Source organism: Knoellia aerolata DSM 18566 (assembly GCF_000768695.1).
Classification (GTDB): Bacteria; Actinomycetota; Actinomycetes; order Actinomycetales; family Dermatophilaceae; genus Knoellia; species Knoellia aerolata.
In genome coordinates, this window is sequence record NZ_AVPL01000092.1 from 1 (window position 1) to 8,823 (window position 8,823).

Below are 8,823 nucleotides of genomic sequence, written 5' to 3' on the forward strand. Positions count from 1 at the left end.
GTCCTCGTCCGTGGGCCGGTGGGCGCCGGCGCCTCGACCCTGGCCTCGGACCTCGCGGCGGAGGTCGCGCGCGGCGGGGCGGAGGTGCGCTACGCGGCGGCCGACTCCCCCCCGGACGAGGCGCCCCTCGAGCCCGGTCGTCCCCTCCTCCTCGTCGCCGACCACGTCGAGGCGACGCTGCCCGCGACGATGACGCTGCGGCTCGCCGGGGCCCACACCACCGCCGACGCGGACGCCGTCCTCGACCTCCAGCCGCTGGGTCCTGCGGAGGTCCGCGAGGTCCTGGCCGACTACCTCCCCGCCGAAGCCGTCGACGTCGCCCTCGAGCCGGTGCTCGCGCAGTCGCGTGGCTGGCCCGGCGCGGTCCACGACGCCGCCACCGCCCGCGCCCGCGCCCACGCCACCCAACGGGTCGAGGCCGCCGCCCGCCGCACCGACCTCAGCAGCACCTCCCTCGCGAGCGCCCGCGCCGACCTCGTCGACAGCGTCGTCGACCTGCGCGAGACCGCTGCCACCCCCGTCGGCGACGCAGACCCGGGCGAGTGCCCGTGGCGTGGGCTCGCGGCCTACGACGTCGAGGACGCCCGGTGGTATGCCGGCCGCGAACGTCTCGTGGCCGAGCTCGTCGCCCGCGTGGCCTCCGCCAGGGCCGTGGGCCTCGTCGGGGCGTCCGGGTCCGGGAAGTCGTCGGCCCTGCGCGCGGGGCTCGTCGCCTCCCTCGCCGCCGACGTGCTGCCGGGCAGCGCCGCGTGGTCGGTCGTCGTCATGCGACCCGGCCCGCACCCGCTGCGTGAGCTGGCACGTGCCGCCCTCGGTCGCGGCCACACCGACGTCGGCGACCTCATCAGCCAGCTCATCCGCGCCGACGTCGACGTCGACAGCCGGACCGTCCTCGTCGTCGACCAGCTCGAGGAGGCGTGGACGCTCTGCGACGACGAGCAGGAGCGCGAGCAGTTCCTCGACACCCTCGCCGAGCTCGCCACCGACCCGCGCTCGGACGTCACCCTCGTCGTGGCCCTGCGTGCCGACCGGACCGGGGAGCTGGCCGGGCACGCCGGGCTGGCCGCCCTGCTCGGGGACGCGACCGTCCTCGTCGGCGCGCCGACCTCGGCCGAGGTCCGGCGCACCATCGACCGTCCGGCCGCCGCCGCCGGGCTCCGGCTCGACGAGGGGCTGGCGGACACGATCGTCTCCGACGCCGGGGCCGAACCGGGACTGCTGCCCCTGCTCTCGACCTCGCTCAGCCAGCTCTGGGAGCAGCGCGACGGCGCGAACCTGACCTATGCGGCATACATGAGGACCGGCGGGCTGAGCGGCGCCATCGCCACCCTGGCCGAGGAGTGCTTCGACGGGCTCACCGGTGAGCAGCAGCAGAGCGCGCGCGCGTTGCTGCTGCGCCTCACCGGGCCGGGGGACGGTGCTGGGGTGGTGCGTCGTCGGGTCCCGCTCGCCGAGCTCGATGCGTTGCCGGACAGGGGTGTTCGCGCCGCCCTCGACGAGCTCGCACGTTCCCGGCTGCTCACGGTCACCAACGGGCACGTCGAGGTCGCGCACGAGGCGCTCTTCCGTGAGTGGCCGCGGCTGCGCGGGTGGCTCGTCGAGGACGCCGCTGGGCGCTCGGTGCAGCGCCGGCTCGCGCTCGCCGCGAGCGAGTGGGACGCCGAAGGACGTGAGCCGACGGCCCTGTGGTCCGGGACGCGACTCGGGTCGGGACTCGAGGTCGCACAGGCCCGACCCGACGAGCTGACGACTGTGGAGCGGGCGTTCCTCGACGCGAGCCGGTCCGCCTCGGAGGCGGCGCAGCGCGAGGTGGAGGAACGCGCGACGGCGACCGCTCGCCAGAACCGGCGGCTCCGCTGGCTGGTCGCAGGGATCGGCACGGTCCTCGTCGCGGCGCTCGTCGCCGGCCTGCTCGCGTGGCGGTCGCGCCAGGAGGCCTCGGCGAACGCCGTCAGCGCGGACGCCCGACGCCTGGCGGCGACCTCGCTCACCATGGACTACCCGGACACGGCGCTCCTCACGGCCATCGAGGCGACCAGGCTCGAGCGGAGTCCCGAGACCTATGGCGGGCTGCTCACGCTGCTCGCCCGCCAGCCCTCCGTGGTGCACCGGGTGCGCACGACGAACCGCTTCCTGCGCAACGCCGTGAGTCCGGACGGGAGCACCGTCTACGTCAGCGAGAACCGGGGACGGCTCTGGGCCATCGACGCCCTGACCGGCGAGACCCGGTGGCAGGTGGACACGCCGGAGGACGCCCAGGTCGCCAACCTCGGCGTCACCCCTGACGGTGCCGGGATCCTCGGGACCCTCGGTCGCGACCCGACGTCCGTCCTCACCCGTTTCGACGCGCGCGACGGCTCGGTGATGTGGGAGCTCTCGTCCGCCGACCTGCCGGCCGACCCGGCGAGCGACAGACCGCCGTACCTGCACTGGGGCGGGTTCGACGGATCCGGCACCTTCCACGTCCAGACCGACACGCGCCTGTATGCCGTCGACCCCACCACCGGAAGGGTGCGCGGCTCCGTCGCGTGGCCGGCATACAGCCAGGCCGCGATGGAGAACCTGGTCATCTGGCCGGACGGTCGTGCGAGCCGCGGCGCCGGCTTCGATCCGGACTCGGGCACCGTCGTCATCGACACCCGTGGGGCACGTGCCCCGGCCCGGGTACCCGGCGAGATCATCGCCGTCTCCCCCCGGAGCGACCGGGCCGCGGTCGTCACGAGGAGCGCGTCCGGCCAGACCGTCACGCTCATCGACACGGCCACCCTCAAGGAGGTCGGGGCGCCGGTCCCGCTGGACGGCGATCCGCGGGCCGGGAGCTGGACCCGCGACGGAACGAGGCTGGCGGTCGGGAGCGACGCGGCGGTCAACGTCTACGACGCCGCCACCATGGACCACCTCCACCTGCTCGAGGGGCACAAGGGCTCCGTGCTCGGCGCGGTCTTCGCCGGCCCGGACGAGGACCTGCTGTGGACGGCGGGGCGCGACGGCACGGCGGTCGGGTTCGACCTCTCGGGGACGCGGACCATCATCGCCGACGACTCGATCGAGGCCAGGGTCTACACCGGCGAGGCGCCCGTCACCGGGGACGTCGGGGTCTCGGTCCACTTCTACGACGACAAGCCCAACACCGCCGAGCTCGTCGACCTCACCTCGGGTGCCAAGGTGGGCGACCTGCCCGTGCCCGACGCCGAGGAGTGCGGCTGCCAGGTGACGACTGTGGCGATGGTGCCCGACGGCCGCACGGCGCTGGTGTCGGCGATGTGGTTCACCGAGGACTTCGACCTCGTCGAGGACAAGGGGGCGCTGTACCTCTGGGACGTCGCGTCGCGCAGGCAGGTCGGCGTCGTGTCCCTGCCAGAGCCGGGGTTCTCGCTCGACGTGTCCTCCGACGGGACCCGGGCGGTCGCCAACGGAGTGCACGGAGTCATGTCCGTGGACCTGCGCTCGGACCGCGTCACCGGGCACCTTCGCGACCTGGACCCGGAGCCGATGCGGGGCGACCAGGTCCCGCAGATCGCCCTCTCCCCCGACGACCGGACGGCTGCCGTGGCTCGCGTCGACGCCCTGGTGCTCGTCGATGTCGCGACCATGCGTGAGGTGAGGCGCCTCGAGGGTCTCAACACCGCGAAGCAGCTCGTCGGCGCGGTGACGTGGAGCAAGGACGGCAAGACGGTCATCGCGGGTGACTTCGCGGGCTGGGTCCGCTTCCTTCGGGCGGACACCCTCGAGCCTGCTGCGCCGAAGCGCCTCATCGCAGCGGGGTTCGTCATCGGTGCGACCGTGAGTCCGGACGGCTCGGTGCTCGCGACCCTGGGCACCGACGGCGACCTCACGCTGTGGGACACGGGGACGTGGCGGCCGTACGGCAAGCCGGTCGTCGACGAGCAGGCCTGGGGCTTCATCCACTTCCCCGACGCCCAGCACGTCCAAGTGCTCTACGACTCCAGCCGCCGAGTGCGGCTCAGCGTCGACCGCGAGGCATGGGTGGCGGCAGCCTGCTCCGCTGCCAACCGCAACCTCACCGTCGACGAGGCCGCCATCGTCCTCCCCGGCCGCCCGGTCCCCACCACCTGCCCCACCTGACCCCCCCTCCCCGACTTCTTGCGCATTCCGTTCCCAGCGGTCCGACTGATTGCGCAAACCGCCCGCCGCAATGCGCAATCAGTCCTTCGCGTGGGGGCGGAATGCGCAATCAGTCGGGGGTGGGGGCAGGCGAAGGGGGGCGCGACCGGACCGCGACCGCCTCGCGACCGGGGCCCCGGAGTCTGGCTGGAGCGGGTCGGGACCGGCCGCGCACCCCCCATCAGGAAGGCACGTCCATGCACCCTCGACCCCGGGCCGTCGCAGCCGCGACCACCGCCGCCCTCACGATCACCCTCACCGCAGTCGCCACGTCGACGGCGTCCTCCGCGTTCGGAACCCCCGGCTCGTCCGTCTGCCGGCTCGTCGAGCTCCCTCCGCCACCCGGTGGGTTCGACGCCGGCGTCCTGGACATCGAGGTGGTCGACGGGACGACGACCTACTACGGCAACTACCAAGTCATGGAGGACGGTGAGCAGCGGCAGCGTGCCGTCATCTGGAGAGGGCTCGACGGAGCGCCCGAGCCCGTCGACACCGGTCTGGGCCGGTTCGCCGACATCGCGCTCGAGCTCACCTCGACCGGTCTCGCGAACGGGACCAGCGAGGACCCGGACGGAAGCATCGTCAACTGGGTCCTCGACATCACGACGATGGACCTCACCGTCGTGGACGCCTCTGTGGGAGCTGCGGCCGACACGACGGCATACGCCCGTCGGGTCAACGACACCGGCGAGCTGGTCGGGAGCGATGTCCACGGCGTCGGCTCGGGCAGTGAGCGACGCAACGGCTTCAGCGCCGTCGGTTGGGACCGCGCCGACGAGTCGCCGTTCCGACTCGAGTCGACCGGCTCCATGTCGAACGCCGCCGGCATCAACGCCCGTGGCGACCGGGTCGGGCTCATCGCCAAGGCGAAGCGTCCCCAGAACCCGCACTGGACCGACTACGACCCCACGCTGTGGCGCGCCGACGGCACGGTCGTGACCATGGACCGGGTCGGCATCGACGCCATCCCGTGGGAGGTCAAGGACGACGGCAGCGCTGCCGGCGAGGGCTTCTGGGGCTGGGACACCCGGGCCGGCCACATGGAGGCCGTCTACTGGCCGACCCCGGACGAAGCCGTCGGGCTGGGCGTCCTCGACGGCGGCGCGTACTCCCGGGTCTTCGGGCTGGACGAGGGCGGCTGGGCGGTCGGCGGGGCCGAGGTGTCCACCGACGAGGGCGATCCCTACTTCGACCCGTGGCGGGGCGGGTTCATGCACTCGTTCCTCTACGTCCATGGGCGGACGGCTCGGGGTCACCTGCGGGTGCTGCCGACGCTGTGGTCCGTGGCGAACGACGAGGACGACTGGCACCAGTGGCACGGCAGTGCCGTCCACGCCGTGAACGCCCCGCTCGACCAGGCGGCCAGCGCGTCCGACACCGGGCTGGACGAGGACGGGGTGCCGACCTACAGCGCGACCGTCTACGTCAACGCCTCGCAGTGCGGGATCGAGGTGGAGACGACGCACGACCCGTTCCACCTCGGGTCGCTCGAGGAGGCGCGCGACGCCTCCGAGGCGGTCACGCAGTTGGCCACCCGTGGTCCGAGGCGCTGACGCGCCCTGACCATTCCGTATGCCGTCCGCTCTCGGTGAGCGGACGGCATACGGATCGGGGTGGGTCGGGTCAGAGACCGGGACCTTGGGAGCGGAGCTTGTCGACCTCGCTCATGGCCTCGCGGAGCTGGCCGAGCCACTCGTCGGCGTGCTGGCCGACGAGCCGGACCGACCAGGCGAGGGCGTCGCTGCGGGATCGGGCGACGCCGGCGTCGACGAGGGTGTCGAGCACCTGGCGCTCCGGCTGGCGCAGGCGCGTCATGACCGGGGCGGCAAGGTGGGTGAAGAGCGCCTCGGTGCTGCCGAGGCGCACGCCCCAGGACACCTTGCGCTCGTAGCGGGACTCGGCCTCGCGGGCGATCTCGATGCGCCGGTCCTTGGTGTCGCTGCGCCAGCGGCTGATCCGGCCCTCGATGGTGGCACTGTTCTCCGCGTCGCCGAGCTCGTCGGGAAGCGTGCCGATGATGGTGATCTCGTCGCGGTCGACGCGGATGTCGACGTCGGTGAACCAGTCGTCGGGCAGGCGCCCGGTGAACCAGTCACGGGCGTCGTCGGCGCTGGGGACGTCGGCCTGCTGCCAGCCGCCGGGCCGGCCCATGCCGGGACCGCGATCCCGGCCGCCGCCGCGCGGACCGCCGGGTCCACGACCGGGCATGCCGTGACGGCCTCGACCGGTGGGACGCGGGGTGTCCTCGGAGTCGGGGTGGGTGTGGTGGTGCTCGGACCTCATGATGGGCCCTCCCTCTCTTGCAGTGCTTACACCATTACACAACTACACTTCGGGCGGATCTGTTCCCGCGTGCAGCGACCCGGCTCGCCAGCCAGTGCTGGCCTCCCGAGCCGGATCGATGAGGCTCGCGAGCGCACACCCGGCTCGCGAGCCGGGTGTGCCGGGCGCGTGACCAGCCCCGCCTGTCGGGCGTTCGCGGCACGATGGGCCCATGACCACGGACACCGTGTGGGAGACGCACCCGGTCACGCCGGAGCGGTTCGAGGACTTCGCCGACGTCGTCAACCGGAACCGTCGCGCGACGCACTGCTGGTGCCTCTCGCACCGGCTCACCGCGGCCGAGATCACCGAGCTCGGCGGGGACGGTTCGGACCAGCGCGAGCGGGCGATGAGGGCGCTGTGCGAGCGCGAGCACCCTCCGGGCGTCGTCACGTACCTCGACGGCACCCCGGTCGGGTGGTGCAACATCGGCCCCCGTACCGAGATCACCCGCCTCGCGAAGTCGACGCTCATGCTCCCCACCGACGACGTGCCCGTGTGGAGCATCGTCTGTGTCGTCGTGCGCAGCGGCTACCGCAGGCGCGGCGTGACCCGGCACCTCATCGACGGAGCCGTCGACTACGCGGCGTCCTGCGGCGCTCCGGCGGTCGAGTCGCACCCCGTCGACCCCTCGGGCCGGATGGACCTCACGATGGCGTTCGTCGGCACGAGGGCGATGTTCGAGCGCTCCGGGTTCGAGGTCGTCGGCACCACCGCGGCGACGGCCAGCGGGATGCCGCGGCTCACGATGCGCCGGACGCTGGCCTCATGAGCCCGACTCGCTGCGCGCCTTCAGCCCGGCCGCCTCGGTCGCGAGGTAGCGGTCGGTGAGCCCGGTGAAGAACAGCCGCCCCATGACCTTGCCGACGGGACCGGCCTGCTCGACGGCCAGGACCACGCGCGAACCGCCCTCGGGTCGTGCCGCGATGGTGTGCCTCGCGGTCGTCCGCACGCCCAGCCCCGTCGCGACCCACGTGAACCCCCGGCCCGGGTCGAACTCCGTCACGACGTACTCCGTCGGCGGCAGCTTCGGCTGCTCCACCCGCACCCGCGAGCCGAGGCCCAGAGGCTCCGCGTCGAGGCGGGTGACCGCGGTGACCGTCTCGGTCCACTCCGGCCACCGCTCGACGTCGCTCATGACGTCCCAGACCCGGTCGGGCGCCGCCTCGATGTCCACGCTCGTGCTCCGCTCCATCCCCCCATTGTCGCGCGCGGGGGCCACGTCGTGACCCGAACCGTCACCCACGCGTGGGTGCTGCGACGACGCCTCGCCGTCCAGCGCCTCGCGTCCGCGCCGCTCCCCCACGCCGCCGATGCGGTCCGCCTCCTCACCTGCGTGCAGAGCCAGGACGCGCCGCTCGCCGCCCACTCCCTCGCGATGCGCTCACGCGACACGACGTATGCCGGTGTGCTGGCTGCCCAGTCGGCCGGCGGTTGGGTGCGCACCCACGTCCTGCGGCCCACCTGGCACCACGTCGTGCCCGAGGACCTCCGCTGGATCCAGTCGCTCACCGGCGCCAAGGTCGAGACGTCGGCCGCGTCACGCCACCGCCAGCTCGGGGTCACCCCGGAGGTCAAGGAGCGCGGCATCGAGCTGCTGCGCCAGCTGCTCGCCGACGGCCGCACCATGACCCGCAAGGAGCTCGGTCCGGCGTTCGCCGACGCAGGGCTACCCGGGCCCGGCGAGGCCATGGCGCACCAGCTCATGACGGCCGAGGTGCGCTCGGTCATCTGCTCGGGCCCGCCGCGCGGCGTCGAGCACACCTACGCCCTCGTCGACGACGTCGTCGCGCGCACGGAGTCCGACGGGTGGTCCCGCGAGCAGGCCGCCGTCGAGCTGACCCACCGCTTCTACGCCGGGCACGGACCCGCCTCCGAGCGCGACCTGCAGCGCTGGAGCGGCCTGACGCTCACCAAGATCCGTTCCGCCACAGCCGAGCTCACCACCTCGGCGTCGCTGGTCGCCTCACATCCGCTCGAGCAGGTCGAGTGCCTGGGCGAGACGCTGTGGTTCGACCCGTCGGTGTCGGGGCGCACGACCCGACCGCACCCGGCCTACCTCCTGTCGACGTTCGACGAGGCTGCCCTGACCTACCCGAGCACGGGGTTCCTCCGTCGCAACCGGGACGCGGACCGGGCTCGGCTCGTGTCGGAGGCCGGTGGCGGGATCGTCGTCGTCGACGGACACGACGTCGGCACCTTCAAGCGCACGGTGGGTCCGACGCAGGCCGTCGTCACAGTGCGACCCGAGGTCGCCCTCACCGCCGCCGAACGCGACGGCATCGCCGAGGCGGCCGAACGCCTCGCCACCTTCCACGAGCGCCCCCTGGAGCTCGTCCTCACCTGAACACCCCCTCCCCGCCTGCCCACCCTCCC

6 protein-coding genes are annotated in these 8,823 nt (G+C 73.4%); 4 read left to right on the forward strand and 2 right to left on the reverse strand.

Going from position 1 to position 8,823, the window contains the following annotated elements:
• On the forward strand, positions 1 to 4,086 hold a 4,086-nt coding region (locus N801_RS18025), incomplete at its 5' end, for an nSTAND1 domain-containing NTPase (protein WP_035940690.1).
• 236 nt (positions 4,087 to 4,322) lie between these two features.
• Positions 4,323 to 5,678, forward strand: coding sequence for a hypothetical protein (locus tag N801_RS18030; protein WP_035940691.1), 1,356 nt, complete (start codon positions 4,323 to 4,325; stop codon positions 5,676 to 5,678).
• A 70-nt stretch (positions 5,679 to 5,748) separates the two neighbouring features.
• Here the strand turns inward: N801_RS18030 and abmR are convergent, their stop codons facing one another.
• Positions 5,749 to 6,408: an ATP-binding transcription factor AbmR gene (gene abmR, locus N801_RS18035; protein WP_281175721.1), complete on the reverse strand. Its 660-nt coding sequence runs from the start codon at positions 6,406 to 6,408 to the stop codon at positions 5,749 to 5,751.
• A 211-nt stretch (positions 6,409 to 6,619) separates the two neighbouring features.
• On the opposite strand from abmR, the gene N801_RS18040 reads away from it, so the two are divergent.
• A complete protein-coding gene (locus N801_RS18040; RefSeq protein WP_035940692.1) occupies positions 6,620 to 7,219 on the forward strand; it encodes a GNAT family N-acetyltransferase in 600 nt (199 codons plus the stop codon).
• On the opposite strand, the gene N801_RS18045 is transcribed toward N801_RS18040, so the two are convergent.
• The gene (locus tag N801_RS18045; RefSeq protein WP_035940694.1) at positions 7,214 to 7,642 is read right to left on the reverse strand and encodes an SRPBCC family protein; all 429 of its coding nucleotides are present in this window, start codon (positions 7,640 to 7,642) and stop codon (positions 7,214 to 7,216) included. The two genes, N801_RS18040 and N801_RS18045, sit on opposite strands and share 6 nt — an antisense overlap.
• A gap of 30 nt (positions 7,643 to 7,672) precedes the next feature.
• Here N801_RS18045 and N801_RS19995 point away from each other — a divergent pair, with 30 nt between their 5' ends.
• Entirely contained in the window at positions 7,673 to 8,794 is a 1,122-nt protein-coding gene (locus tag N801_RS19995; RefSeq protein ID WP_169744297.1) for a winged helix DNA-binding domain-containing protein, read from the forward strand.
• The last annotated feature ends 29 nt before the right edge of the window (positions 8,795 to 8,823 follow it).